Raw genomic sequence first — 24830 nt, forward strand, 5'->3', positions numbered from 1 at the left:
AACGACTTTACTGCCGGTTTGGACAACGTTGAGGGACATTCGTCCCCTGTCGCGGCTATTTTTTTACTTGCCGGCAAGAAAGCCGTGCAACAGTAGCCACATGCGATCGGGTCCTTTAGAATCAAAGATTGGTTTCCCTGAAAGCGACTCATGATGAACGACGCGCCAGCCCCAAATTCTGCCCCATCCGTACAGCGTATTCTGATCGTAAAACTGCGCCATCATGGCGACATGCTGCTGATCACCCCGGTCATCAGCAGCCTGCGGCAAAACTACCCGCAGGCGCAGATCGATGTGCTGCTGTACCAGGAAACCCGGGAGATGCTGGCCAGCAATCCGCAGCTGACGACGATTTTCGCCATCGACCGCCAGTGGAAAAAGCAGGGCACCCGGGCGCATCTGCGCCACGAACTGGATCTGCTGCGCCGCCTCAAAGCGCAGCGTTACGACTTGGTGGTCAACCTGGCCGATCAGTGGCGCAGCGCCATCCTCACCCGCCTGACCGGCGCGCGCATTCGGCTGGGCTTCGATTTCCCCAAACGCCGCGGTTTCGTTTGGCGTCACTGCCATACCCAATTGGTGCCGGTGAGCGATCACGCTCGGCTGCACACCGTGGAACAAAACCTGTCGCTGCTGGCCCCGCTGAATCTGCCGGAGCTCAGCCAACGGGTGACCATGAGCTACCAACCGCAGGATTGGCAGGCCGGCGAGCAGCTGCTGCGCCGGCAGGGCGTGACCGGCGACTATATCGTGGTGCAGCCCACCTCGCGCTGGTTCTTCAAATGCTGGAGCGAAGAAAAGATGGCCGCGACGATCGGCGCGCTGCAGGCCGACGGCCACCAGCTGGTGATCACCTCCGGGCCGGACGCCCGGGAAAAAGCCATGGTGGAGCGCATTCTGGCGCTCTGCCCGCCGCAGGGCGTGACGTCGCTGGCCGGGCAGCTGACGCTGCGGCAGCTGGCCGCCCTCATCGACCATGCGAAACTGTTTATCGGCGTGGATTCGGTGCCGATGCACATGGCCGCAGCGTTACAAACGCCGTGCATTGCGCTGTTCGGCCCTTCCAAACTGACCTTCTGGCGGCCGTGGCAGGTTATCGGCCAGGTGATTTGGGCCGGCGACTTCGGCGAGCTGCCCGATCCGGACGCCATCAATACCGGCACCGATGAACGTTATCTTGACCTTATTCCTACAGACGCGGTGATTGCAGCCGCGCGGAGCACGCTGGCATGAAAGCATTTCGTTTGGCGATCGTTCGCCAAAAATACCGCCCGGACGGCGGGGCTGAGCGTTTCGTCTCACGCGCCCTGGAGGCGCTGGAGCAGCAGGACCTCGATCTGAACGTCATCACCCGCGAATGGCAGGGCGACGCCAATCCCAACTGGCACATTCACCTGTGCAACCCGTTGAAACTCGGCCGTATCAGCCGCGAGCGGGGCTTCGCCGAAGCGGCCAGAGCGCTGTGGCAGAAAGAACGCTTTGACCTGGTGCAAAGCCATGAACGCATCCCCGGCTGCGACATTTACCGCGCCGGTGACGGCGTGCATCGCCGCTGGCTGCTGCAGCGCGCGCGCCTGCTGCCGGAATGGCGACGCAAATGGCTGTTCTCCAACCGTTATCACCGCTATGTGATGTGCGCGGAGCGCGCGATGTACGCTGCGCCCGAGCTAAAGGCGGTGATCTGCAACGCCGAGATGATCAAACAGGAAATCATCGATGACTTTGGCGTGCCCGCCGATAAAATCACGGTGATCTATAACGCCATCGACAACCAAAAATTCTTGCCCGCCGATGCCGAACGACGCCAGCGGCTGCGCGAGCAGTATCAAATCCCTCAACGGGCTCACTGCCTGATCTTTGTCGGTTCCGGTTTTGAACGCAAGGGCCTGGCCGCCGCCATTCGCGCCGTGGCGGCGACCGACAGCCACCTGCTGGTGGTCGGCAAGGATAAGGCCGAAAAACGCTACCGGGCGCTGGCGCAGACGCTGGGCTGCAGCGATCGCCTGCACTTTATGGGCGTGCAGAAACAAACGTTGCCGTTTTATCAGGCGGCGGACGCGCTGCTGCTGCCGACGCTGTACGACCCCTTTCCCAACGTGATCCTGGAAGCGATGTCGTGCGGCCTGCCGGTGATCACCAGCACCACCTGCGGCGGGTCCGAATTTATCGTCCCTGGGCAGAACGGCTTCGTCACCGACGCCCTCGACGTTGCGGCCATCACCGAAGCGATTCGGGCGCTGCCTCGCCAGGCCATCGGCTCTGCCATGGGCGAAGCGGCCAGGCTGCGCATCATGTCGGCCACGCCGGCGCATCTCTCCGAGCAGCTTATTTCCCTGTATAACCGATTACTGGACTAGCTATGCGTATTCTGATGGTTATCGACGGCCTGCCTGGCGGCGGCGCGGAAAAAGTGGTGCTGACCCTGTGTCAGGGCATGCAGCAAATGGGGCATGACGTGAGCCTGGTCTCATTGCGCGACGTCTGCAAATACCCCATCCCCCAGGGGATCCACTACCGTGTGGTGGCGGATAACAGCCGAACGCCGTGGCGCAAGCTGACCGAGCTGCCGCGCCGCGCCGCCGCGCTGGATCGGGCGATCGCCGAGATGGAGCGCCAACACGGCGCCTTCGATCTGGCGTTCTCCAACCTGCACAAGACCGATCGCATCGTCAGCCGCAGCAAGCTGCTGGCCGCGGATCGCCTGTGGTTCTGCATTCACGGCATTTTGTCCACCTCCTACCTTGGCCACCGCAAGGGGCTGGATCGCTGGCTGAAGCAGCGCAAACTCGCCGCCGTCTACCAGGGGCGCAACATCGTCGCCGTTTCGCAGGCGGTCGGCGACGATCTGCAGCAAAATCTGCCCATTCGCCCACATCGCCTGGCGGTGATCAATAACCCGTTCGACATCGCCGCCATCCAGCGGCAGGCGGCGGAGCCTTGCGAACTGGCGGGTCAGGATTATCTGGTGCACGTCGGCCGCTTCCACCCGCACAAACGGCACGATCGCCTGCTGAGAGCCTACGCGCAATCCGGCATTCAGGCGCCGCTGGCGCTGATTGGCGCCGGCAGCGAAGCCGGCATCGCCGCAGCCAAACGGCTGGCGGCAGAGTTGGGCATTGCGGAGCGCGTGCGGTTCCTCGGTTTCCAGGCCAATCCCTATCCGTTTATTCGCCATGCGTCTTTGTTGGTGCTCAGCTCCGACAGCGAAGGCTTCGGCAACGTGCTGGTCGAGGCTTTGCTGTGCGGCACGCCGGTGGTCAGCACCCGTTGTCCGGGGGGGCCGGCGGAGATCCTGGAGAAGGCCGGCATGGCCCACGCGCTGGCGGAATTAAATGCGGATTCGCTGGCGGATAAAATGGCGCAAATTTATGCCGCCCCACCGGAAATCAATCATCGGCAGTTGCTGAGCTACGGCCTTGAGCCTATTTGCCGGCAATATCTGGCGCTAAAGAAATGAAATAAGGCAGGGACCGCCCTGCCTTATTTTTCAATCAATCGAAATCTTGCATTTTCTGCCAAACTTCATCGATGGATACGTCGACACAGTCGCCCGACTCGCTTTGCAAAATATGATATCGCCCCGACCACGGATGCCAGGCATCTTTATTCGTGTCGCCGAAGAACACCACCATATCCTTATTCAGCGCCGCGGCCAGATGCATCTGCCCGCCGTCGCTGCACAGCACCTTGTCGCATAAATCGAAACCGGCCAGCAGTTCGCGCACCGATGCCGTCGGGTACAGCGCTACGCGCGCGTTTCGGCATTGCGCCAACAGCTGTTCCGCACGCCGTTGGTCGCCGATATCATCCGGCGCCAGCGTGCCCTGCGGCGACCAGAAAATCAGCACGCCGGTATCGGGATCGGCAACCAAGCGATTGATAATTTCCGCATAACGCTCAATCGGCCAGCGTCTTTTCGGACTGCGGCTGCTGATATGCACTGCGCATACCCGGCTGACCGGCGGCAACAGCTTTTGCAGACGCTGCTCCGCCTGCTGCCGCTCTTCCGGCGTCAGAAATACCCGCACCGGCGGAATCGGGATCGGCCGGTCGGTAATGGCCGAGAGATAGCTGTAGGTGCGCTCAACCTGATGCTTGCCGCTGAAATCCTCTCTGCGGAAAGGCTGATGAATTTCAGCAGTGCCCAGATCGGCGCCGATGATATGGCGGGCGCCGGCCATTTTGGCCAGCCGCAGGCTGTATTTGCAAGGCACCGGGTTAGCCAGGATCACCGCATCAAACTTTATTTTTCTCAGCCGAAGAAAAATCATCAGCCGTTCAAAATAAACCCCTAACGTGGTTTCATTTTTCGCCTTGTGCTTGGCCTTCTTATAAACGAAAACCTTCTCAAGGTGCGGGTTGTTTTTAACGACATCCTGACTGACTTTATTGATCAAAAGATAAAGCTTGGCATCCGGATAGGCAATTTTCACCCCCTCGATCAGGGGCGTTGTACAAACAAGATCGCCGATGTTATCGCGGCGGATAATTAAAATATTCTTCATTCCAAGCCTGTCAGCGAAATCACTCGCCCGTTGTCTGAAACTGACACCCAAGGTTACCAAATTAGCGCCTTTCCCTTCCAGTTATGGTACTATTCTGAATAACCCATATAAATGAAATTGATAGAATGTTGCTGCGTTTATATCAGGTACTACTCTACCTCATCCAACCCCTGATCTGGCTCCGCCTGCTGCTGCGCAGCCGCAAAGCTCCAGCCTACCGTAAACGCTGGGCAGAGCGCTATGGCTTCTGCGCCGGCAAAGTGGTGCCAGGCGGCATCATGCTGCATTCCGTCTCCGTCGGCGAAACGCTGGCCGCCATCCCGCTGGTGCGGGCGCTGCGCCACCGCTACCCCTATTTACCGATAACTGTGACCACGATGACCCCGACTGGTTCAGAGCGCGTGCAGTCCGCCTTCGGTAAAGACGTACATCATGTCTATCTGCCTTACGACCTGCCCGGCGCCATGAATCGCTTTCTGAACCAGGTGAATCCCAAGCTGGTGATCATCATGGAAACCGAGCTGTGGCCAAACCTGATCAACGCGCTGCACCAGCGCCAAATTCCGCTGGTGATCGCCAACGCGCGCCTTTCCGCCCGTTCGGCCGCCGGCTATAAAAAAATAGGCGGTTTTGTCCGCGACATGCTGCGCCGCATTACGCTGATCGCCGCCCAAAATCAGGAAGACGGCGATCGCTTCGTTGAACTCGGCCTGAAGCGCTCACAGCTGACCGTGACCGGCAGCCTGAAGTTCGATATCTCCGTCACGCCGGAACTGGCTGCCCGCGCCGTCACCCTGCGTCGCCAATGGGCGCCGCGCCGCCCGGTATGGATCGCCACCAGCACCCATGAAGGCGAAGAAAGCATTCTGTTGGCGGCGCACCGCAAACTGCTGGAAAAACACCCTGACCTGTTGCTGATTCTGGTGCCGCGCCATCCGGAGCGCTTCCCTACCGCCAAAGATCTGGTGCAGAAAGCCGGCTTCAGCTACACCCTGCGCAGCAGCGGCGAAATTCCTTCCGGCAGCACCCAGGTGGTGATCGGCGACACCATGGGCGAGCTGATGCTGCTGTACGGCATAGCCGATCTGGCCTTTGTCGGCGGCAGCCTGGTCGAACGCGGCGGGCATAACCCGCTGGAGGCCGCCGCTCACGCCATCCCGGTGCTGATGGGCCCGCATACCTTCAACTTCAAGGATATCTGCGCCAAGCTGTCGCAGGCCGAAGGGCTGATCACCGTGACCGACGTAGATTCGTTGGTGAAAGAAGTGGAAACCCTGCTGACCGACGAAGACTACCGCCGTTACTATGGCCGCCATGCGGTGGAAGTGCTGTATCAAAATCAGGGAGCGCTGCAGCGCCTGCTGCAGCTGCTGGAACCGCATCTGCCGCCCCGGAGCCACTGAATGAGCGACCGCAAACGCCTGTCGGTGGTGATGATCGCCAAGAACGAAGCCGGGCTGCTGCCGGATTGCCTGCGCTCGGTCGACTGGGCGGATGAGATAGTGGTGCTGGATTCCGGCAGCCAGGACGACAGCGTCGCCATCGCCGAAAGCATGGGCGCGAAAGTCTTTAGCCATACCGACTGGCAAGGCTTCGGCAAGCAGCGTCAGCTGGCGCAAAACCATGCCAGCCACGACTATATTCTGATGATCGACGCCGACGAGCGCGTGACCCCCGAGCTGCGCCAATCCATTGAACGGGTGCTGGCCGCGCCGGACGACGAAGCCGTTTACAGCTGCGCGCGCCGCAACCTGTTCCTCGGCCGCTTTATGCGCCACAGCGGCTGGTATCCGGATCGGGTCAACCGGCTGTACGCCAACCGTCGTTACCGCTACAACGACGATCTGGTGCATGAATCGCTCAATATCGGCAGCGCCAAAGTGATCCCGCTCAGCGGCGATCTGTTGCATCTGACCTGCCGCGATTTTTTCGCCTTCCAGCGCAAGCAGCTGCGCTATGCCGAAGAGTGGGCCAATCAGCGCCATCAGGCTGGAAAACGCTGCGGCTATCTGTCGATCCTGACCCACGCCCTTGGCGCCTTCTGCAAAACCTGGCTGCTGCGCGCCGGCTTCCTCGACGGTAAACAGGGGTTGCTGTTAGCGGTGGTCAACGCGCAATATACCTTCAATAAATATGCCGCATTATGGGCATTGGGCCGCAACTACTCAGAGAAGTGAATCATGACCAGCAAAGCCATCTATCCCGGGACTTTCGATCCCATGACCAACGGCCACCTGGATTTAGTGACGCGCGCGTCATTGATGTTCGATCACGTGATTCTGGCCATCGCCGCCAGCCCGAGCAAAAAGCCGCTGTTCAGCCTGGAAGAACGGGTGGCGCTGGCGACCCAGGTCACCTCGCATCTGGATAATGTGGAAGTGCTGGGTTTCAGCGAGTTGATGGCGCACTTCGCCGCTCATCAGAACGCCAATATCCTGGTGCGCGGCCTGCGTGCGGTGTCGGACTTTGAATACGAACTGCAGCTGGCGAACATGAACCGGCATCTGATGCCGACGCTGGAAAGCGTGTTCCTGATGCCGTCCGAAGAGTGGTCGTTTATCTCCTCCTCGCTGGTGAAGGAAGTGGCCCGCCACGGCGGCGACATTGCGCCCTTCCTGCCGGATGTCGTCACCCGGGCGCTGATGGAAAAGCTCGCCGCCCAATAATCAGTTCAACGCTGGCAGCGCCGGCAGAAGAAGGTGCTGCGCTGCCCGTGCTTGGCGGACTCTATCGGCGTGCCGCAGGTGCGGCAGGGTTCGCCGGCCCGCCCATACACCTGCAGTTCCTGCGCGAAGTATCCCGGCTTGCCGTCCGACTGCAGGAAGTCGCGCAGCGTGGTCCCGCCTTGCTCAATGGAGCGCAGCAGCACCGCCTTGATGGTTTCCGCCAACAGCGCCGCTTCCGCCTTGCTTAACGATCCCGCCTGACGATCGGGCAGGATCCCGGCGGTAAACAGCGATTCGCTGGCGTAAATATTGCCGACCCCCACCACCAGCTTGTTATCCATCAGCCAGGGTTTGATCAGGGTGCGCTTGTTGCGGGATTTTTCATACAGGTAGTCGCCGTCGAACGCCTCGCTCAGCGGCTCCGGCCCCAGGTGCGCCAGCACGTTGCTGGCCGCCAGGTCCTCGCACCACAGCCAGGCGCCGAAACGGCGCGGATCGGTATAGCGCAGGATCATGCCGTTACTGATCACCAGATCGACGTGGTCGTGCTTGCCGGCCTCATCTTCGTTTTCCTCTCGCAGCATGCGCAGGCTGCCGGACATGCCGAGGTGGACGATGATCCAGCCGCGCTGCAGCTCGATCAGCAGGTATTTCGCCCGGCGCTGCACGCTGAGCACCGGCTGGTCGCTCAGCGTCAGGATCTGCTCGGAAACCGGCCAGCGCAGGCGTGCGTTGCGCACCACCGCGTACTGGATGCTGTGGCCGACAAGATAAGGTTCAATACCGCGTCGGCTGGTTTCAACCTCTGGTAATTCAGGCATCTGGCGCTCCTCCCGGTCTTTTCCTACCCTTTATAAAACAAAAAACCCGGCCGAGGCCGGGTTTTTCATTAATCCACTAAAATTATTTAATTTTAGCTTCTTTGTAGATCACGTGCTGGCGGACAACTGGATCGAATTTCTTCAGTTCCAATTTTTCCGGCTTAGTACGCTTGTTCTTCGTGGTGGTATAGAAGTGACCAGTACCAGCAGAAGAAACCAGCTTGATCTTCTCGCGAACACCTTTAGCCATGATGCAGTTCCTTAATACTTCTCACCACGGGCACGCAGATCGGCCAAGACCGTCTCAATACCCTTCTTATCGATAACACGCATACCTTTAGCAGATACACGCAGAGTTACAAAGCGCTTCTCAGCCTCAACCCAAAAACGGTGTGAGTGCAGGTTAGGCAGAAAACGGCGTTTGGTCGCGTTCATTGCGTGGGAACGGTTGTTACCGCTCACCGGGCGCTTGCCAGTAACTTGGCAGACTCGGGACATGTCTATTCTCCAAAAATCAAATCAGCTCGAGCTTCGTATAGGGTATGGCCGCCTCGTCAGGCTTTTAGAGCCCATCTCAGCAAACTTCATACTGAGGAGACTCTCGTCATCAGGTCAGAAACCACACATCAGGTCAGAAACCTGCTGAGATAGGCTCTTGCGCCAAACCCAAGATTCTCAAAGGTGGCGTAGTATACGCTCTGAAGCGTAAGTGCTCAAGTCCCGAACAGCTAAAGATCCCACAAGGATCGCGAAAAAATCGCTTAAAGCCATCCGCGCTCGGCAAAAGAGACGCATTCACCCCGACCGATCACCAAATGATCAAGCACTCGGATCTCCAATAACTGGCAGGCATTAACCACTTGCTCGGTTATCAAACGGTCGGCGTGACTGGGTTCAGCCTTACCCGAGGGGTGATTATGCGCCAGAATGATGGCGGCTGCATTAGCCTTCAACGCTGCGCGCACAATTTCTCTCGGGTAGACGACGACGCTGCTGATGGTACCAGCAAACATCTCCTGATGGCGAATAACCCGGTGCTGATTGTCTAAAAACAGTACCAAAAACACCTCGCGCTCATGGTTCGCCAGCAAACTCTGCAGGTAATGCTGGGTGATGCGCGGGTTGAGCATGGCGTTTTCCTGCGCCAGATGGCTGGAAAAAAAGCGGAACGCCAGCTCTGAAATCGCCTGCAGCTGCGCGTAGCTGGCGTTCCCCAAACCTTTCTGGCTGCAAAATAGCTGATGGTCGGCCGACATCAGGTGATACAGCGAACCGAATTGGCGCAGCAGCTGCTCCGCCAACTGCATCACGTGCAGACCCGGCAGCCCGGTGCGCAGAAACAGGGCCAGCAGCTCCGCATCGGACAGCGCCGCCGCGCCATGACTCAACAGTTTTTCCCGCGGCGCCAACGCGCCTGGCCACAATGCGATCGCCTGATTGCTCATCATGCTCCTCCCTGAAAGCGTCACAGCATGCCATGCACCGGTTGGGGCCTCGACAGGTGATTGATAACATTGCGAAGTGCTGCGCAAAGTGCGATGTAACGGGCTGCAGATACTGCGGAATCGCTCACCTGTCCGGCGGTTATGCTAAAATGGCGCATCTTTCGGCTTTCAATCGGACAATCATGATGACGGGACTTTCCGGCAAACATATTGTGCTTGGCATCAGCGGCGGCATCGCCGCCTACAAATGCCCAGAGCTGGTGCGCCGCCTGCGAGACAGGGGCGCGGAGGTGCGTGTGGTAATGACCGGCGCGGCCAAGGCGTTCATCACGCCGCTGACGCTGCAGGCCGTTTCCGGCCACCCGGTCGCCGACGATCTGCTGGATCCCGCCGCCGAAGCCGCCATGGGCCATATCGAGCTCGGCAAATGGGCGGATCTGGTGATTCTGGCCCCGGCGACCGCCGATCTGCTGGCGCGCGTCGCCGCCGGCATGGCCAACGATCTGCTGACCACCGTCTGCCTGGCCACCGACGCGCCCATCGCGGCCGCGCCGGCCATGAACCAGCAGATGTATCGCGCCGCCGCAACCCAGGCCAACCTGCAAACGCTGCAGGCGCGCGGCATGCTGCTCTGGGGGCCGGACAGCGGCAGCCAGGCCTGCGGCGACGTCGGCCCGGGGCGCATGCTGGACCCGCTGGACATCGTCGAGCTGGCGAACGGCCATTTTTCCACACCGCAGGATCTGCAACATTTGCAGGTTATGATCACCGCCGGCCCCACGCGTGAAGCGCTGGATCCGGTGCGTTACATCAGCAACCACAGCTCCGGCAAGATGGGCTTCGCCATCGCACGCGCCGCCGCCGCCCGCGGCGCACAGGTCACGTTGATCGCCGGGCCGGTCAACCTGCCGACGCCGCCTTGGGTCACCCGCGTGAACGTCACCAGCGCGCTGGAGATGGAGCAGGCGGTGCAACAGCGCGCCGCTCAGCAGAATATTTTCATTTCCTGCGCCGCCGTCGCCGATTATCGCCCCGAACAGATCGCCGATGAAAAAATTAAAAAACAGGGTGATGAGATCGTCCTCAAGATGGTAAAAAACCCCGACATCGTCGCCGGCGTGGCGGCCATGGCTAAAAATCGACCGTTTGTCGTGGGGTTTGCCGCCGAAACCCAGAATGTGGAAGAATACGCGCGGCAAAAACTGGCGCGTAAGAAGCTGGATCTAATTTGCGCTAATGATGTATCGCTTGCAGAGCATGGGTTCAACAGTGACACCAATGCGCTGCACCTTTTTTGGCAGGATGGAGAAAAGCGCCTGGCGCTGAGCGACAAGGCACTCCTTGGCCAACGTTTAATAGACGAGATAGTCAGCCGTTATGATGAAAAAAATCGACGTTAAGATCCTCGACCCGCGCATCGGTCAGGATTTCCCGCTACCGACCTACGCCACCCCTGGCTCCGCCGGCCTGGACCTGCGCGCCTGCCTGGACAGCGCGGTGGAACTGGCGCCGGGTGAAACCACGCTGCTGCCTACCGGCCTGGCGATTCATATCGCCGACGCCAGCCTGGCTGCGGTGATCCTGCCGCGCTCCGGCCTCGGTCATAAACACGGCGTGGTGCTGGGCAACCTGGTCGGCCTGATCGACTCCGATTATCAGGGCCAGCTGATGGTGTCCGTTTGGAACCGCGGCCAGAAGTCCTTCACCATCGAGCCGGGCGAACGCATTGCGCAGATGGTGTTCGTGCCGGTAGTGCAGGCCGAATTCAATCTGGTGGAAGAGTTCGACAGCAGCGAACGTGGCGCCGGCGGCTTTGGCCACTCGGGCCGCCACTAAGCGCCGCCCGATAAACGCAGGCCGACAGGGAAATGTCGTCTGAAATCTTGCCGCCCGGAGAGAAGGACAGCTCCACGGCAAGGTTTGTCAGGCAACGGTTACAGCGCAAGCAGGCAGCGCGGAGAACAAGGGTCGTTAAGACCGCTGACCCCAGCATCGTAAAAAAGCTATCACATAAGCCGCACAGAGTTTTCTCTGCAGCGGCCGGTGCGCGGGTTTCCGTCAGTTAAGCAGTTTTAGCAAGGGTCTAATCAGACATGGCAGAAAAAGAAAATACCAAAAGGAACCGGCGCGAGGAAATATTGCAGGCGTTAGCCCAGATGCTGGAATCCAGCGACGGCAGCCAGCGTATCACCACCGCCAAGCTTGCCGCTAACGTCGGTGTCTCCGAAGCTGCGCTGTATCGGCATTTTCCCAGTAAAACGAAGATGTTCGACAGCCTAATCGAGTTTATTGAAGACAGCCTGATCACCCGCATCAACCTGATTTTACAGGACGAAAAAGAGACGTTTAACCGCCTGCGCCTGATTTTGCTGCTGGTGCTGGGCTTTGCGGAACGCAACCCGGGGCTGACGCGCATCATGACCGGCCACGCGCTGATGTTTGAGCAGGACCGCCTGCAGGGCCGCATCAACCAGCTGTTCGAACGCATCGAGGCGCAGCTGCGCCAGGTGCTGAAGGAGCGCAAGCTGAGGGAAGGGAAAGGCTTTATCGTCGATGAGACGCTGCTGGCCAGCCAACTGCTGGCGTTCTGCGAAGGCATGCTGTCGCGTTACGTGCGCTCCGAATTCCGCTACCGCCCCACGCAGGAATTCGACGGCCGCTGGCCGCTGTTGGCGGCTCAGCTGCAGTAACAACAACGCCGGGCGCCCGCCCGGCGTTGTTACTTTAGACGCCGTACTGCTCGCGATAGGCGCGCACCGCCGCCAGGCTCGCCGCCATTTCCGGCTTCTCTTCCAGATACGTAATCAAATCCTTCAGCGTCACGATAGAGATCACCTTGCAGTGATAGTCACGCTCCACTTCCTGAATGGCGGAAATATCCGCGCGGCCGCGTTCCTGACGGTCGAGCGAGATCAGCACGCCCGCCAGGGTTGCGCCGCTGGCGCCGATAATTTCCATCGACTCGCGGATCGCGGTGCCTGCGGTGATCACATCGTCCACCAGCATCACGCGGCCCTGCAGCGGGCTGCCCACCAGCGTGCCGCCTTCGCCATGGGTCTTGGCTTCCTTGCGGTTAAAGCAGTAAGGCACATCGCGCTCGTGATGTTCCGCCAGCGCCACCGCCGTGGTGGTGGCGATCGGAATGCCTTTATACGCCGGCCCAAACAGCAGATCGAAATCAATGCCGGAGTCCATCAGCGCTTCGGCGTAAAAACGCCCTAACAGCGCGAGATCACGCCCGGTATTAAACAGGCCGGCGTTGAAGAAATACGGGCTGGTGCGGCCGGATTTCAGGGTGAACTCGCCGAATTTCAATACCTGCTTGTTAAGCGCGAACTCGATAAACTGGCGCTGATAGGCTTTCATTACTGCTTCTCCTCGTCTGGTCTTGATGTCTTGTTGGTGCCGCCGCCCGATCTGCGGGCGTAAAAAAGGCGACTTCTCAGTCGCCTTGAAAAATCAGTCCGCCAGCGCCGCTTTCTGCGCCTGGAAGATGGTTTCGATGCCCCCTCGGGCCAGCGCCAATAGCGCCAGCAGCTCATCGTGGCTGAACGGCTCGCCTTCGGCGGTGCCCTGCACTTCGATCATGCGGCCGTCTTCCATCATCACCACGTTCATGTCGGTTTCCGCTGCGGAGTCTTCAACATACTCCAGGTCGCACAGCGCTTCGCCGTTGACGATGCCGACGGACACCGCCGCCACCAGCCCTTTCATCGGGTTGGCTTTCAGCTTGCCGTTGGCCACCAGCGCATTCAGCGCATCGGCCAGCGCCACGCAGGCGCCGGAAATGGAGGCGGTGCGGGTACCGCCGTCGGCCTGCAGGACGTCGCAGTCCAGGGTGATGGTGAACTCACCGAGCTTTTTCAGATCGACCGCGGCGCGCAGCGAGCGGGCGATCAGGCGCTGGATTTCCAGGGTACGGCCGCCCTGCTTGCCTTTGGCGGCTTCGCGCGCATTGCGGCTGTGGGTAGAGCGCGGCAGCATGCCGTACTCCGCGGTGATCCACCCCTGGCCCTGGCCTTTCAGGAAGCGCGGAACGCCCTCTTCTACCGTGGCGGTGCACAAAACTTTGGTATCGCCAAACTCAACCAGCACTGAGCCTTCTGCGTGTTTGGTATAGTGACGGGTCAGTGTCAGTGGGCGAACGTGTTGTGGTGCTCTGCCTGCAGGACGCATGGGCTTTCTCCGGCTTCAAATCAACTATTGGCTGCGCATTATACGGGCTTCGTGACGTAATGCCTATCCTGCCCGCAGCGGCGACGCTATAATCGCCCCATCTTTTCCTATTACGGGTACGCACAATGATCCGCAGCATGACCGCCTACGCCCGGCGTGAAATCAAGGGTGAATGGGGCAGCGCAGCCTGGGAGCTGCGTTCCGTTAACCAGCGTTACTTAGAAACCTACATCCGCCTGCCGGAACAATTCCGCAGCCTTGAGCCGGTGATCCGCGAACGTATCCGTGGCCGTCTGACCCGTGGCAAAGTCGAGTGCAACCTGCGCTTCGAACTGGACCCGAGCGCGCAAAGCTCGATGATCCTGAACGAAAAACTGGCCAAACAGCTGGTCGAAGCCGCCAACTGGGTGAAAATGCAGAGCGACGAAGGGGAAATCGATCCGATCGACGTACTGCGCTGGCCGGGCGTGATGTCCGCTCAGGAACAGGATCTGGACGCCATCAGCGCCGAGCTGATGCAGGCGCTGGACGGCGCGCTGGATGACTTCATCGCCGCGCGCGAAAGCGAAGGCACCGCGCTGAAAGCCCTGATCGAGCAGCGTCTCGACGGCGTCAGCGCCGAGGTGGTCAAGGTGCGCGCCCAGATGCCGAACATTCTGCAGTGGCAGCGCGAGCGTCTGGTCAGCAAGCTGGAAGAAGCCCAGGTGCAATTGGAAAACACCCGCCTGGAGCAAGAGCTGGTGCTGATGGCGCAGCGCATCGACGTGGCCGAAGAGCTGGACCGCCTGGAAGCGCACGTGAAGGAAACGCACAACATCCTGAAGAAAAAAGAAGCCGTGGGCCGTCGCCTCGACTTTATGATGCAAGAGTTCAACCGCGAATCGAATACGCTGGCTTCCAAATCGATCAATGCCGAGGTCACTACCTCCGCTATCGAGCTGAAGGTGCTGATCGAGCAGATGCGCGAGCAGATCCAGAACATCGAATGATCCCGCTTCGCCTTATCAAGCCCGCGCTATGCGGGCTTTTTTATCGCCGCAGGTTGCAGGTTAGCGCCGCCAGCGCGATGCCCGACACCGGCGTTGATTTTGTTTATGAAAAACTGCCGAGCCGCGGGCCGGAATGACAATCGGCACCTTATCCCGCATACGATAAGTATTTTGTTCCAATTATCACGTAAGGTAATGAAAGGTCGACAAAGCTGTGGCTAAATGTGTTTTTTCCTGCCCGTTAGCCGTACGGACTCTTTATGCCGCAAATTCTGCAATTTATTATGGCCCTGGTGGTGATCATCGCCCTGGCGCTGTTGGTCAGCAATGACCGCAAAAAAATCCGCCTGCGTTACATCATTCAGCTGCTGGTGATCGAGGGCGCACTGGCCTACTTCTTCCTGCATTCAGCCAGCGGCCTCAGCGTGGTCAAGCACGTCGCCGGCTTCTTCGAAATTCTGCTCACCTACGCCGCGCAAGGTTCGGAATTTGTGTTTGGCGGCATGAGCAAAGACGGCATGGCGTTCATCTTCCTCGGCGTGTTGTGCCCGATAATCTTTATTTCCGCGCTGATCGGCATTTTGCAGCATTTCCGCATTCTGCCGCTGGTTATCCGCCTGGTCGGCACCCTGTTGTCCAAGGTCAACGGCATGGGCAAGCTGGAATCGTTCAACGCCGTCAGCACCCTGGTGCTGGGGCAATCGGAAAACTTCATCGCCTACAAGGGGATCATCGGCGATATCTCGCCGCGCCGCATGTACACCATGGCCGCCACCGCCATGTCGACGGTATCGATGTCGATCGTCGGCGCCTATATGTCGATGATCGACGCCCAATACGTGGTGGCGGCGCTGATCCTCAACATGTTCAGCACCTTCATTATCCTCTCGATCATCAACCCCTATCAGGTCGAAGACGAACCGGAGCTGAAGCTGAGCAAGCTGCATGAAGACCAGAGCTTCTTCGAAATGCTGGGCGAATATATCCTGGCCGGCTTCAAGATTGCGATGATTATCGCCGCGATGCTGATCGGTTTTATTGCGCTGATCTCCGCCGTCAACGCGCTGTTCTCCGCCGTATTCGGCATCAGCTTCCAGCAGATCCTGGGCTATGTGTTCTATCCGCTGGCCTGGCTGATCGGCATTCCGGCACAGGACGCGCTGCGGGCCGGCAGCATCATGGCGACCAAGCTGGTGGCCAATGAATTTGTGGCGATGATCGAACTGAAAAAAATCGCCGCAGAGATGACGCCGCGCGGGTTGGGCATCCTGTCGGTGTTCCTGGTATCGTTCGCCAACTTTGCCTCTATCGGCATCGTCGCCGGGGCGATCAAAGGGTTGAACGAACGCCAGGGCAACGTGGTTTCCCGCTTTGGCCTGAAGCTGGTTTACGGCGCCACGTTGGTCAGCCTGCTGTCGGCCGCCGTCGCCGGGCTGGTGCTGTAATCGCCTATCCCGGCCTGAAGGCCGGGATAACCATCAAAACGTCACGCACACCGGCGCATCCACCCGCATCACCGAATCCTGCGCAAACTGCTGCTTATAGCCGCTGCGCAGGGCTTCGATATTCCCCTCGCTCGCCTTGCCCGGCGTGTGGATCAGCATCAGCGCCTTGCTGTTCTCTCGCGCCAGCTTGCCGTCATTGCCCAGCCACTGTCCCCTGGCGTCAAACACCGAAAGCCCGTCTCTAAACCGCGGCGTCACCTGCCGATCGACAAAGGTTTGCCATTCGGCGGCGCTAATCACCGGCCCCGCCGGGCGGTTAAGGCCGAAGTAGAGCGTGGTTTGCACCATGGGATCGCCAATGCTGCAGGTGGGCGTTGCCGGCGCGGCGCAGCCGCTCAGCAAGATGGCGGCCGTCAGCGCCGCAGTCAGCCTGGGGGAAAGGGTCATGATGTCGTGGTTCCTCGTCGAAAAACGTTGGGGCATGGGCATCGCATGCAAAAAGCATAGTCAGCAGCGGAAACTAACGCGAAATTTCTAATGCGTACGGTAAGAGTACAATGTTAAAAAATGCAGCCGGCAAGAACGAAAACGCCAAGTATAATTAGATAAACTAATCCGAAAAGCCATTGGTGAAAAAAACTCAGTGGCGTTGCTCCCCGGCGAAGATTACCCTGCCGGCCTTGATGTTTATCCCAGCCACCCTGTGAAAATCTTATGTTACTGAGCATTCTTTATATCATCGGCATCACTGCCGAAGCCATGACCGGCGCTCTGGCCGCCGGGCGCCGCCAAATGGACATGTTTGGCGTGATTATCATCGCCTCGGTCACGGCGATCGGCGGCGGCTCGGTACGCGATATGCTGCTCGGGCATTTCCCACTGGGCTGGGTCAAACATCCCGAGTATATCGTCATCGTCGCCATTGCGGCGATCGTCACCACCTGGGTGGCGCCGCTGATGCGCCACCTGCGCCGTCTGTTTTTGGTGCTGGACGCCGTCGGCCTGATCGTATTTTCCATCATAGGCGCGCAGGTGGCGCTGGATATGGGGCACAGCGCGATCATCGCCGCGATCGCCGCGGTGATCACCGGCGTGTTCGGCGGCGTGCTGCGCGACATGTTCTGCAACCGCATCCCGTTGGTCTTCCAGAAGGAAATCTACGCCGGCATCTCCTTCAGCGCCGCCTGGCTGTATATCGGCCTGCAACACCTGAGCCTGCCGCATAACCTGGTGGTAATCATCACCCTGGTGGCCGGGCTGAGCGCACGCCTGATCGCCCTGCGTTTCCGCCTTGGCCTGCCGGTATTCAACTATCAGCATCCGGATCACTGATCGCGCGGCGGCGATAGCGCCGCCGTACGATGCAAAACCACGGAAATTTCCCGATACGCTGCGCAAATCCGCCATTTTGACGTTTTTTCAGCACAAAGCCGCGGGCAAAATGCGAGCTAACGCTGCATCCGGCGCGTTAGCCGTGTATACTGTGCGGAGAAAATACACATCCGCTGTTATTGGCATATCAACCGCTATCAACGAACATCATCATGGCTCAAGGCACGCTTTATATTGTCTCTGCTCCCAGTGGCGCAGGTAAATCAAGTCTGATTCAGGCTTTGTTAAAGACGCAACCGCTGTACGACACGCAGGTTTCGGTTTCGCACACCACGCGCGACAGCCGCCCGGGTGAACTTCACGGCGAGCATTATTTCTTCGTCTCAAAAGATGAATTCCGCCGGATGATTGAGCAGGATGCGTTTCTTGAGCATGCCGAAGTGTTCGGCAACTATTACGGCACCTCGCGCGCCGCCATCGAGCAAGTGCTGTCGACCGGCGTGGATGTCTTCCTGGATATCGACTGGCAGGGCGCGCAGCAAATCCGCGCCAAAATGCCGCAGGCGCGCAGCATCTTTATCCTGCCGCCGTCCAAGGAAGAGCTGGGCCGCCGCCTGCGCGGCCGCGGGCAAGATTCCGAAGAGGTGATCGCCAAGCGCATGGCCCAGGCCGTGGCGGAAATGACGCACTACGCGGAGTACGATTATTTAATCGTGAACGATGATTTCGATCTGGCGCTGTCCGATCTGAAAACCATTATTCGCGCCGAACGCCTGCGTTTAGGCCGCCAATTACTGCGGCATGACGCTTTAATCAGCAAACTATTGGCAGACTGAAGGCAGTTTCAGTATTATGCCCAGTCTTTTCGTCACCTGTGGAGTAGCACAAATATGGCACGCGTAACTGTTCAAGACGCTGTAGAGAAAATTGGTAACCGTTTTGACCTGGTGTTGGTCGCTGCTCGTCGGGCGCGTCAGATCCAGACCGGCGGCAAAGATGCACTGGTTCCGGAAGAGAACGACAAGTATACCGTTATCGCCCTGCGCGAAATCGAAGAAGGCCTGATCACCAGCCAGATCCTCGATGTGCGTGAGCGCCAGGAGCAGCAAGAGCAGGAAGCCGCAGAGATCCAAGCGGTTACCGCGATTGCTGAAGGTCGTCGTTAATTAGACTGCGAGTCTGCCTTGTACCTGTTTGAAAGCCTGAATCTGCTGATTCAACGTTACCTGCCTGAGGAGCAGATTAAGCGCCTCAAACAGGCATACCTCGTTGCACGTGATGCCCACGAGGGACAGACACGCTCCAGCGGTGAGCCCTACATTACTCACCCGGTCGCCGTGGCCTGCATTCTGGCGGAAATGCGTCTCGATCACGAGACGCTGATGGCAGCCCTGCTGCACGACGTCATCGAAGACACCCCGGCCACCTATCAGGATATGGAACAGCTGTTCGGCAAGAGCGTCGCCGAACTGGTTGAAGGCGTATCCAAGCTCGACAAGCTGAAGTTCCAGGATAAAAAAGAAGCGCAGGCGGAAAACTTCCGCAAGATGATCATGGCGATGGTGCAGGATATCCGCGTCGTGCTGATCAAGCTGGCTGACCGTACGCACAACATGCGCACCCTCGGCTCGCTGCGCCCCGACAAACGGCGGCGCATCGCGCGTGAAACCCTGGAAATCTACAGCCCGTTGGCCCACCGCCTGGGTATTCACCACCTGAAAACCGAGCTGGAAGAGCTGGGCTTTGAGGCGCTGTACCCGAACCGCTACCGCGTGATCAAAGAAGTGGTGAAAGCCGCACGCGGCAACCGTAAGGAGATGATTCAAAAAATCCTCTCCGAGATCGAAGGGCGGTTGACCGAGGCCGGCATTCCCTGCCGCGTCAGCGGGCGGGAAAAACACCTCTACTCCATCTACCTCAAGATGCACCTGAAAGAGCAGCGCTTCCATTCGATTATGGATATTTACGCGTTCCGGGTGATCGTGAAAGAGGTGGATACCTGCTATCGGGTGCTCGGTCAGGTTCACAGCCTGTATAAACCGCGTCCGGGCCGGGTAAAAGACTATATCGCCATTCCCAAGGCCAACGGCTATCAATCGCTGCATACTTCGCTGATCGGCCCGCACGGCGTGCCGGTAGAAGTGCAGATCCGTACCGAAGACATGGATCAGATGGCCGAAATGGGGGTCGCCGCGCACTGGGCTTATAAAGAAAAAGAACAGGGCGAGACCGGCACCACCGCACAAATCCGCGCCCAGCGCTGGATGCAGAGCCTGCTGGAGCTGCAGCAAAGCGCCGGCAGCTCGTTCGAATTTATCGAGAGCGTCAAATCCGATCTGTTCCCGGATGAGATTTACGTTTTCACCCCGGAAGGCCGCATCGTCGAACTGCCCGCCGGCGCGACGCCGGTCGACTTCGCCTATGCGGTGCATACCGATATCGGCCATGCCTGCGTCGGCGCGCGCGTCGATCGCCAGCCGTATCCGCTGTCGCAGTCGCTGACCAGCGGCCAGACGGTAGAGATCATCACCGCGCCGGGCGCGCGGCCAAACGCCGCCTGGCTGAATTTTGTCGTCAGCTCCAAGGCGCGCGCCAAAATCCGCCAGATGCTGAAAAACCTCAAGCGCGACGACTCGGTCGGCCTCGGCCGCCGTTTGCTGAACCATGCGCTGGGCGGCAGCCGCAAACTGGCTGAGATCCCGCAGGAAAATATCCAGCACGAGCTGGAGCGCATGAAGCTGGCGACGCTGGACGACCTGCTGGCGGAAATCGGCCTCGGCAACGCCATGAGCGTGGTGGTGGCCAAGAACCTGCAGGGCGATCAGTCCAGCCTGGGCGCGTCTTCCGGCGTGCGCAATCTGGCGATCAAGGGCGCGGACGGCGTGCTGATCACCTTCGCCAAGTGCTGCCGGCCTATTCCGGGCGACCCGATTATCGCCCACGTCAGCCCGGGCAAAGGGCTGGTGATCCACCACGAGTCCTGCCGCAACATCCGCGGCTACCAGAAAGAGCCCGAGAAATTCATGGCGGTAGAGTGGGATAAAGAGACCGAGCAGGAGTTCATCGCCGAGATCAAGGTGGATATGTTCAACCACCAGGGCGCGCTGGCCAACCTGACGGCGGCCATCAACGCGGCCGAGTCCAATATTCAAAGCCTGAATACCGAAGAGAAAGACGGTCGGGTTTATAGCGCCTTTATCCGCTTGACCACCCGCGATCGCATCCATTTGGCAAACATTATGCGTAAAATCCGTATCATGCCGGATGTGATTAAAGTTAACCGCAACCGAAATTAGCGCTTATGAGTCCTGAACGCTATGCGCGGATTTGTGAAATGCTCGCTACCCGGCAGCCGGATCTGACGGTCTGCCTGGAGCAGGTGCACAAGCCGCATAACGTCTCCGCCATTATCCGCACCGCCGACGCCGTCGGCGTGCATCAGGTGCACGCCGTGTGGCCCACCACCCGCATGCGCACCCTGGTTTCCTCCGCCGCCGGCAGCAACAGCTGGGTCAATGTCAAAACCCACCGCACCATCTCCGACGCGGTAGGCCACCTGAAAGCCCAGGGCATGCAAATTCTGGCGACCAACCTGTCCGCCCGCGCGGTCGATTTCCGCGAGGTGGATTACACCCGCCCCACCTGCGTGCTGCTGGGCCAGGAGAAAACCGGCATCACCGAAGAAGCGCTGGCGCTGGCCGATCGGGACATCGTTATTCCGATGATCGGCATGGTGCAGTCGCTTAACGTCTCGGTGGCGTCCGCCCTGATCCTGTACGAAGCGCAGCGCCAGCGGCAAAACGCCGGCCTGTATCGCCGCGAGCGCAGCATGCTGGACGAAGAAGAGCAGCAGCGCCTGCTGTTTGAAGGCGGCTATCCGGTATTGGCCAACGTGGCCAAGCGCAAAGGGCTGCCGCGTCCGCACATCGACGAACAGGGCCAGGTGGTCGCCGACGCCGAATGGTGGGCGACCATGCAGGCGACGGTACGCAAATGAAAGGCCGCCTGCTGGATGCTGTCCTACTCACCGCGCTTTCCGGGGTGGGCGCCAGCCAGGCGGACAAATTGGCCAAAATCGGCCTGGAAACCCTCCAGGATCTGCTGCTGCACCTGCCGCTGCGCTACGAAGACCGCACCCGACTCTATCCGATAAACGACCTGCTGCCCGGCATTTTCGCCACGGTGGAAGGTGAAGTGCTGCGCAGCGACATCAGCTTCGGCCGCCGGCGCATGCTGACCTGCCAGATCAGCGATGGCACCGGCATCCTCACCATGCGCTTCTTCAACTTCAACGCGGCGATGAAGAACAGCCTGGCCGCCGGCCGCCGCGTGACCGCCTACGGCGAGATCAAGCGCGGCAACCACGGCGCGGAGATCATTCACCCGGAATACCGCATTCAGGGCGAAAGCAGCGAGGTCGAGCTGCAGGAATCGCTGACGCCGGTCTACCCCACCACCGAAGGCATCAGGCAGGCCACGCTGCGCAAGCTGACCGATCAGGCGCTGGAGCTGTTGGACACCTGCGCCATCGCCGAGCTGCTGCCGCCGGAACTGAGCGGCGGCCTGATGAGCCTGCCGCAGGCGCTGCACACCCTGCACCGCCCGCCGCCGGATATTCAGCTGGCGGATCTGGAACAGGGCGCGCATCCGGCGCAAAAACGCCTGATCCTCGAAGAGCTGCTGGCGCATAACCTCAGCATGCTGGCGGTGCGCGCCGGCGCGCAAAGCTACCGGGCGCTGCCGCTGCTGCCGGACGACCGGTTAAAAAATCAATTCCTCGCCCAGCTGCCATTCTCGCCGACCGGCGCACAGGCGCGGGTGGTGGCCGATATCGAAGCCGATATGCAAAAAGGCTTCCCGATGATGCGGCTGGTGCAGGGCGACGTCGGCTCCGGCAAAACGCTGGTGGCGGCGTTGGCGGCGCTGCGCGCCATCGCCCACGGCAAACAGGTGGCGCTGATGGCGCCGACCGAACTGCTGGCCGAGCAGCACGCCAACAACTTCCGCCAGTGGTTCGAGCCGCTGGGCCTGGAGGTCGGCTGGCTGGCCGGCAAACAGAAGGGCAAAGCGCGCATTGCGCAGCAGGAAGCCATCGCCAGCGGCCAGGTGTCGATGGTGGTCGGCACCCACGCCATCTTCCAGGAACAGGTGCAGTTCAACGGCCTGGCGCTGGTGATCATCGACGAACAGCACCGCTTTGGCGTGCATCAGCGGCTGGCGCTGTGGGAAAAAGGCGAAGAGCAAGGCTTCCACGCCCATCAGCTGATCATGACCGCCACGCCGATCCCGCGCACGCTGGCGATGACCGCTTACGCCGATCTCGATACTTCGGTCATCGACGAACTGCCGCCAGGCAGAACGCCGGTCACCACCGTCGCCATCCCCGACACCCGCCGCGCCGACATTATCCAGCGGGTGAAAAGCGCCTGCATGGAAGAAGGCCGCCAGGCCTACTGGGTTTGCACGCTGATCGAAGAGTCCGAGCTGCTGGAAGCGCAGGCGGCGGAAGCCACCTGGGAAGAATTGAAAGCCGCGCTGCCTGAACTGAAGGTGGCGCTGGTGCATGGCCGCATGAAGGCACAGGAAAAGCAGGCGGTGATGCAGGCCTTCAAACAGGGCGAGCTGCAGCTGCTGGTCGCCACCACGGTGATCGAGGTGGGCGTCGACGTGCCTAACGCCAGCCTGATGATTATCGAGAACCCCGAGCGGCTGGGGCTGGCGCAGCTGCACCAGCTGCGCGGCCGCGTGGGCCGCGGCGCCGTGGCTTCACACTGCGTGCTGCTGTATAAAACGCCGCTGAGCAAAACCGCGCAAAAACGCCTGCAGGTGTTGCGCGACAGCAACGACGGCTTTGTGATTGCCCAGCGCGATCTGGAGATCCGCGGCCCGGGCGAGCTGTTGGGCACCCGCCAGACCGGCAGCGCCGAATTCAAGGTGGCGGACCTGCTGCGCGACCAGGCGATGATCCCGGAAGTGCAGCGCGTGGCCCGGCATATCCACCAGCAGTACCCGGAGCACGCCCGCGCGCTGATTGAGCGCTGGCTGCCGGAAAAGGCACGCTACTCCAACGCATAAAAAAGGGCGCCCGCGGCGCCCTTTTTCCATTAATCCAGCCTGCGCATCATCCCACCGTCGGGAAGACCGGCAGCAGCAGATACAGCTTGATGACGATGGCGTTGGCGATATCGATAAAGAACGCCCCGACCATCGGCACCACCAGGAACGCCAGATGCGACGGGCCGAAACGATCGGTGATCGCCTGCATGTTGGCGATCGCCGTCGGCGTCGCGCCCATGCCGAAGCCGCAGTGGCCGGCGGCCAGTACCGCCGCGTCGTAGTTCTTGCCCATCACCCGGTAGGTGACGAAAATCGCATACAGCGCCATCACCAGCGTCTGCACCGCCAGGATAGCCAGCATCGGCAGCGCCAGCGAGGCCAGCTCCCACAGGCGCAGGCTCATCAGCGCCATCGCCAGAAACAGCGACAGACTGACGTTGCCCAGTACCGATACCGCTCGCTCAAATACGGTATAAAAGCCGGTGAAGGCCAGCGTATTGCTGAGGATCACCCCGACAAACAGTACGCAGACGAAGTTCGGCAGTTCGAACACCGTGCCGTTCAGCAGGCCAGAAATCAGCTGCCCCAGGCTCAGGCAGATGGCGATCATGGCGATGGTTTCAATCATCACCAACGAGGTGATCAGGCGGCCGCTTTCCGGTTTTTCAAAGCCGCTCGGCTGAACGCTGTCCTCCGGCGTACCTTCCGGCGTGGAGGAGTGCTTCACCAGATAACGCGCCACCGGCCCGCCGATCAGGCCGCCCAGCACCAGGCCGAAGGTGGCGCAGGCCATGGCGACTTCCGTCGCGTTTTCAAAACCGTAGCGTTCAATGAACAGCTTGCTCCAGGCCGCGCCGGTACCGTGGCCGCCGGACAGGGTGATCGAACCGGCGATCAGGCCCATCAACGGGTCCAGACCCAGCATTTTCGCCATGCCGATACCGATGGCGTTCTGCACCAGCAGCAATCCCAGCACCACGAACAGGAACACCATCAGCGCCTTGCCGCCGGCGCGCAAACGCGCCAGGTTGGCGTTCAAACCGATAGTGGCGAAGAAGGCCAGCATCAACGGGTCTTTCAGCGACATATCGAAGCTGATTTCCCAGTTGGCGAACTTTTTCATGGCTAACAGCAGGAGGGCCACCAGCAGACCGCCGGCGACGGGGGCGGGAATAGTGTATTTTCTCAGCAACGGAATGCTTTTGACGCACTTGCCCCCGAGGAGCAGAACCAGCGTTGCCGCGACTAACGTGCCATAAGTATCAAGATGAAACATCCAGGTACTCCATGTAAGGGGAAAGATCCAATAGAAATAATAAGTTATAGAAAACCACTTAGTTTTTAAACTTGATGAATGCGGGATTAGAAGGAAAAAACGCTGAGAAGACAAGAAA

27 protein-coding genes are annotated in these 24830 nt (G+C 59.8%); 17 read left to right on the forward strand and 10 right to left on the reverse strand.

The annotated features are described in order from the left end of the window. Positions 1-63 precede the first annotated feature (63 nt). On the reverse strand, positions 64-225 hold the full coding sequence (locus D7I37_RS26975; RefSeq protein ID WP_165283069.1) for a hypothetical protein: 162 nt from the start codon (positions 223-225) through the stop codon (positions 64-66). Between D7I37_RS26975 and rfaQ the strand changes: the two genes are divergently transcribed. The 3 genes from rfaQ to D7I37_RS06685 are packed head-to-tail and all read left to right on the forward strand — an operon-like array spanning position 151 to position 3457. Next, on the forward strand, positions 151-1233 hold the full coding sequence (rfaQ, locus tag D7I37_RS06675) for a putative lipopolysaccharide heptosyltransferase III (RefSeq protein ID WP_129543474.1): 1083 nt from the start codon (positions 151-153) through the stop codon (positions 1231-1233). The genes D7I37_RS26975 and rfaQ overlap by 75 nt on opposite strands. After that, positions 1230-2357 (forward strand): glycosyltransferase family 4 protein, encoded by a 1128-nt coding sequence (locus tag D7I37_RS06680; RefSeq protein WP_061799612.1) that lies wholly within the window; start codon positions 1230-1232, stop codon positions 2355-2357. Before rfaQ ends, D7I37_RS06680 begins: the two co-directional genes overlap by 4 nt. 2 nt (positions 2358-2359) lie before the next feature. Then, positions 2360-3457 (forward strand): glycosyltransferase, encoded by a 1098-nt coding sequence (locus D7I37_RS06685; protein ID WP_129543475.1) that lies wholly within the window; start codon positions 2360-2362, stop codon positions 3455-3457. Between the two features lie 34 nt (positions 3458-3491). On the opposite strand, the gene D7I37_RS06690 is transcribed toward D7I37_RS06685, so the two are convergent. After that, entirely contained in the window at positions 3492-4505 is a 1014-nt protein-coding gene (locus tag D7I37_RS06690; protein ID WP_061799615.1) for a glycosyltransferase family 9 protein, read from the reverse strand. 125 nt (positions 4506-4630) lie between these two features. Here D7I37_RS06690 and waaA point away from each other — a divergent pair, with 125 nt between their 5' ends. From waaA to coaD, 3 genes are read left to right on the forward strand one after another with little or no spacing between them, the layout of a single operon-like run. Next, positions 4631-5908, forward strand: coding sequence for a lipid IV(A) 3-deoxy-D-manno-octulosonic acid transferase (gene waaA, locus D7I37_RS06695; protein ID WP_061799616.1), 1278 nt, complete (start codon positions 4631-4633; stop codon positions 5906-5908). After that, positions 5909-6682: a glycosyltransferase family 2 protein gene (locus D7I37_RS06700; RefSeq protein ID WP_061799617.1), complete on the forward strand. Its 774-nt coding sequence runs from the start codon at positions 5909-5911 to the stop codon at positions 6680-6682. Between the two features lie 3 nt (positions 6683-6685). Then, on the forward strand, positions 6686-7171 hold the full coding sequence (gene coaD / locus D7I37_RS06705) for a pantetheine-phosphate adenylyltransferase (protein ID WP_061799618.1): 486 nt from the start codon (positions 6686-6688) through the stop codon (positions 7169-7171). Between the two features lie 5 nt (positions 7172-7176). Here the strand turns inward: coaD and mutM are convergent, their stop codons facing one another. The 4 genes from mutM to radC form a co-directional block, all read right to left on the reverse strand. Further along, positions 7177-7992 (reverse strand): bifunctional DNA-formamidopyrimidine glycosylase/DNA-(apurinic or apyrimidinic site) lyase, encoded by an 816-nt coding sequence (gene mutM, locus D7I37_RS06710; protein WP_061799619.1) that lies wholly within the window; start codon positions 7990-7992, stop codon positions 7177-7179. Between the two features lie 82 nt (positions 7993-8074). Further along, positions 8075-8242, reverse strand: coding sequence for a 50S ribosomal protein L33 (gene rpmG / locus D7I37_RS06715; RefSeq protein WP_004392084.1), 168 nt, complete (start codon positions 8240-8242; stop codon positions 8075-8077). Between the two features lie 11 nt (positions 8243-8253). Next, positions 8254-8490, reverse strand: a complete 237-nt coding sequence (gene rpmB, locus D7I37_RS06720) for a 50S ribosomal protein L28 (RefSeq protein WP_004931195.1) — start codon at positions 8488-8490, stop codon at positions 8254-8256. Between the two features lie 263 nt (positions 8491-8753). After that, on the reverse strand, positions 8754-9437 hold the full coding sequence (radC, locus tag D7I37_RS06725; protein ID WP_061799621.1) for a DNA repair protein RadC: 684 nt from the start codon (positions 9435-9437) through the stop codon (positions 8754-8756). 182 nt (positions 9438-9619) lie between these two features. On the opposite strand from radC, the gene coaBC reads away from it, so the two are divergent. The 3 genes from coaBC to slmA all read left to right on the forward strand — a co-directional run bounded on the left by coaBC (position 9620) and on the right by slmA (position 12127). Continuing rightward, entirely contained in the window at positions 9620-10837 is a 1218-nt protein-coding gene (coaBC, locus tag D7I37_RS06730; RefSeq protein WP_161990710.1) for a bifunctional phosphopantothenoylcysteine decarboxylase/phosphopantothenate--cysteine ligase CoaBC, read from the forward strand. Continuing rightward, positions 10815-11273: a dUTP diphosphatase gene (dut, locus tag D7I37_RS06735; protein ID WP_061799623.1), complete on the forward strand. Its 459-nt coding sequence runs from the start codon at positions 10815-10817 to the stop codon at positions 11271-11273. Before coaBC ends, dut begins: the two co-directional genes overlap by 23 nt. Positions 11274-11530: 257 nt before the next feature. Beyond that, positions 11531-12127 carry a nucleoid occlusion factor SlmA gene (slmA, locus tag D7I37_RS06740; protein ID WP_061799624.1) on the forward strand — a complete coding sequence of 199 codons (597 nt, stop codon included), beginning with the start codon at positions 11531-11533 and terminating at the stop codon, positions 12125-12127. Positions 12128-12161: 34 nt separating this feature from the next. On the opposite strand, the gene pyrE is transcribed toward slmA, so the two are convergent. After that, entirely contained in the window at positions 12162-12803 is a 642-nt protein-coding gene (pyrE, locus tag D7I37_RS06745) for an orotate phosphoribosyltransferase (protein ID WP_061799625.1), read from the reverse strand. A gap of 93 nt (positions 12804-12896) precedes the next feature. After that, positions 12897-13613 (reverse strand): ribonuclease PH, encoded by a 717-nt coding sequence (gene rph / locus D7I37_RS06750; RefSeq protein ID WP_061799627.1) that lies wholly within the window; start codon positions 13611-13613, stop codon positions 12897-12899. A 125-nt stretch (positions 13614-13738) separates the two neighbouring features. On the opposite strand from rph, the gene D7I37_RS06755 reads away from it, so the two are divergent. Both D7I37_RS06755 and D7I37_RS06760 read left to right on the forward strand, forming a co-directional pair. Further along, positions 13739-14602, forward strand: a complete 864-nt coding sequence (locus D7I37_RS06755) for a YicC/YloC family endoribonuclease (protein ID WP_061799628.1) — start codon at positions 13739-13741, stop codon at positions 14600-14602. Positions 14603-14862: 260 nt separating this feature from the next. Continuing rightward, positions 14863-16047 carry a NupC/NupG family nucleoside CNT transporter gene (locus D7I37_RS06760; protein ID WP_061799629.1) on the forward strand — a complete coding sequence of 395 codons (1185 nt, stop codon included), beginning with the start codon at positions 14863-14865 and terminating at the stop codon, positions 16045-16047. Positions 16048-16080: 33 nt separating this feature from the next. On the opposite strand, the gene D7I37_RS06765 is transcribed toward D7I37_RS06760, so the two are convergent. Beyond that, complete coding sequence (locus D7I37_RS06765; RefSeq protein WP_061799630.1) at positions 16081-16494, reverse strand: DUF3574 domain-containing protein; 414 nt, start codon at positions 16492-16494, stop codon at positions 16081-16083. Positions 16495-16761: 267 nt separating this feature from the next. Here D7I37_RS06765 and D7I37_RS06770 point away from each other — a divergent pair, with 267 nt between their 5' ends. The 6 genes from D7I37_RS06770 to recG all read left to right on the forward strand — a co-directional run bounded on the left by D7I37_RS06770 (position 16762) and on the right by recG (position 23454). Then, positions 16762-17379 (forward strand): trimeric intracellular cation channel family protein, encoded by a 618-nt coding sequence (locus D7I37_RS06770; RefSeq protein WP_019452191.1) that lies wholly within the window; start codon positions 16762-16764, stop codon positions 17377-17379. A 212-nt stretch (positions 17380-17591) separates the two neighbouring features. After that, on the forward strand, positions 17592-18215 hold the full coding sequence (gene gmk / locus D7I37_RS06775) for a guanylate kinase (RefSeq protein WP_061799631.1): 624 nt from the start codon (positions 17592-17594) through the stop codon (positions 18213-18215). Between the two features lie 54 nt (positions 18216-18269). Then, positions 18270-18545 (forward strand): DNA-directed RNA polymerase subunit omega, encoded by a 276-nt coding sequence (gene rpoZ, locus D7I37_RS06780; RefSeq protein WP_004931221.1) that lies wholly within the window; start codon positions 18270-18272, stop codon positions 18543-18545. A gap of 18 nt (positions 18546-18563) precedes the next feature. Then, positions 18564-20675, forward strand: a complete 2112-nt coding sequence (gene spoT / locus D7I37_RS06785) for a bifunctional GTP diphosphokinase/guanosine-3',5'-bis pyrophosphate 3'-pyrophosphohydrolase (RefSeq protein ID WP_061799632.1) — start codon at positions 18564-18566, stop codon at positions 20673-20675. A gap of 5 nt (positions 20676-20680) precedes the next feature. Continuing rightward, positions 20681-21376, forward strand: coding sequence for a tRNA (guanosine(18)-2'-O)-methyltransferase TrmH (trmH, locus tag D7I37_RS06790; protein WP_129543476.1), 696 nt, complete (start codon positions 20681-20683; stop codon positions 21374-21376). Then, positions 21373-23454: an ATP-dependent DNA helicase RecG gene (recG, locus tag D7I37_RS06795; RefSeq protein ID WP_129543477.1), complete on the forward strand. Its 2082-nt coding sequence runs from the start codon at positions 21373-21375 to the stop codon at positions 23452-23454. Before trmH ends, recG begins: the two co-directional genes overlap by 4 nt. 46 nt (positions 23455-23500) lie before the next feature. Here the strand turns inward: recG and gltS are convergent, their stop codons facing one another. Then, positions 23501-24712: a sodium/glutamate symporter gene (gltS, locus tag D7I37_RS06800; protein ID WP_061799636.1), complete on the reverse strand. Its 1212-nt coding sequence runs from the start codon at positions 24710-24712 to the stop codon at positions 23501-23503. Between the last annotated feature and the right edge of the window lie 118 nt (positions 24713-24830).

This window comes from Serratia sp. 1D1416, from assembly GCF_003641105.1.
In the GTDB taxonomy this organism is placed as follows: Bacteria; Pseudomonadota; Gammaproteobacteria; order Enterobacterales; family Enterobacteriaceae; genus Serratia; species Serratia ficaria.